A 1947-nucleotide genomic window follows, 5' to 3' on the forward strand; every position below is an offset into this window, starting at 1 on the left:
GAGCGCCCGGATCGACCTGCCGCAGGTTCGTCACCTGGGGCCGGCCCGGCTGACCGCCGGGCTGGACCGCTTCCGGCGTCTCGACCTCGCCTCCCACCTCCGCGTCCACCCTCCGCTCCCCCGGCTCACCCAGGACGACCTGCTGGACCTGGCCGAACGCGTCGATCTGCGCGGACGCGGCGGCGCGGGATTCCCCTTCGCCCGCAAGGCCCGGGCCGCGGTGGCCGCCGCCGACCGGACCGGGGCACGTCCGGTCATCGTGGTGAACGGCTCGGAGGGCGAGCCCCCGAGTGCCAAGGACAGGATGCTGCTCGCCCGCGCTCCGCACCTCGTGCTCGACGGCGCCTGCCTCGCTGCGGCCGCCTTCGGGGCCGAGGAGATCGTCATCGGCGTCGCCGCCGGCAGCCCCGGCGAGGCCTCGATCCCCGCCGCCCTCGACGAGCGCGACCTGCCGTGCCCGGCCCGGACCGTACGCCTTCCCGAACGCTTCGTCTCCGGCGAGTCCAGCGCACTGATCCGCGGGGTCAACGGGCTTCCGGTACACCCCGCCGCGGTGAAGACCCGCGCGGCCGAGGGCGGTGCGGGAGGCGTTCGGCGGCGCCCGACGCTGCTGTCCAACGCCGAGACCTGGGCCCAGCTCGCCGTGGCCGCCCGGATCGGCCCCGGAGTGTACGCCGCCGTCGGCACCACCACCGAACCGGGCACGGTCCTGCTGACGGTCAACTCTCCCGGGTCGGGCCCCCTGGTGATCGAGGCCCCCTTCGGCACCAGCTTGGGAGACGTACTGGACGCGGGTGGGCTGCGGCCGGGCGACGGTGTGCTGGTGGGCGGCTATCACGGCGCCTGGCTGGGCCCGGTGGACGCCGTCGGCGCGTCGCTCTCCCGCACGGGTCTCGCCGAGCTCGGCGGCACCCTGGGCGCCGGTGCCATCGTCGCGCTCCCGGCCACCACGTGCCCGCTCGGCGAGATCACCCGGGTCGCGGCCTGGCTCGCGGGCGAGTCCGCCGGGCAGTGCGGGCCGTGCAGGCGCGGGCTGCCCGACGCGGCCGAGGCGCTGGCCGCACTGGCCGCGGGCACCGGCGGGCCGACCGCCCTGGAGGACCTCCGACGAGCCCTCGGCGGCGCACAGGGTGGTGGCGCCTGCTCACACCCCGACGGCACGGCCCGCTTCGTGCTGAGCGCGCTCGACGTGTTCGCCCCGGACGTCGAGGCCCACGTCGCCGGCCCCGGATGCGGGAGACCCGTCCTCGGCGTGCTGCCGCTCCCCCGCGACGAGGGCACACACCTGGAGGTGGACTGGTCCCGCTGTGCCGGGCACGGGCTGTGCGGCGTACTGGCCCCCGGCCTCGTCCGGCTCGGCCCGCACGGTTATCCCACGTCGACCACCATCCCCGTCGCCCCGTGGCAGGAACACGGTGCCCGCCGTGCCGTGAACCAGTGCCCGGCACTCGCCCTGCGCCTCCGCCGCCCCGAGCGGGTACCCGGCCGACCCCGGTGAGCGCACCGGAGCCGCGGGGTCATCGGGGCGGCACCTCTGCACGGGTGTCGCCGACTACCTCGGATGATCGGCCCGGTGGGCGGCGATCAGGTCGCGGTACCAGGCGTACGAGGCCCTCGTGGTGCGCTTCTGGGTCTCGAAGTCGACGTGGACCAGGCCGAAGCGCTGGGTGAACCCCTCCGCCCATTCGAAGTTGTCGAGGAGGGACCAGGTGTAGTAGCCGCGGATGTCGATGCCCTCGGCGACGGCCTGGGCCAGGGCGTCGAGGTGGGTGGCCAGGTAGTCGATGCGGGGCTGGTCGGGGTCGGTGTCCTCGGCGACGGAGCAGCCGTTCTCGGTGACGGTGACGGGCGGGAGGGCCTTGCCGTACGAGTCCCTGAGCCGAAGCAGGAGTTGACGGAGGGCGTCGGGGACGACGGGCCAGCCGAAGGCGGTGCGGGGGGCGTCGG

Annotated in this window: 2 protein-coding genes; one reads left to right on the top strand and one right to left on the bottom strand. The window is 75.6% G+C overall.

Going from position 1 to position 1947, the window contains the following annotated elements:
* Positions 1 to 16 precede the first annotated feature (16 nt).
* The gene (locus J0670_RS36895) at positions 17 to 1498 is read left to right on the top strand and encodes an NADH-quinone oxidoreductase subunit NuoF family protein (RefSeq protein WP_243438043.1); all 1482 of its coding nucleotides are present in this window, start codon (positions 17 to 19) and stop codon (positions 1496 to 1498) included.
* 54 nt (positions 1499 to 1552) lie between these two features.
* Here the strand turns inward: J0670_RS36895 and J0670_RS36900 are convergent.
* A partial coding sequence (locus J0670_RS36900; RefSeq protein WP_207817145.1) for a family 1 glycosylhydrolase occupies positions 1553 to 1947 on the bottom strand: 395 nt, incomplete at its 5' end.

It is taken from the genome of Streptomyces sp. FH025 (genome assembly GCF_017427025.1).
Taxonomy (GTDB): Bacteria; Actinomycetota; Actinomycetes; order Streptomycetales; family Streptomycetaceae; genus Kitasatospora.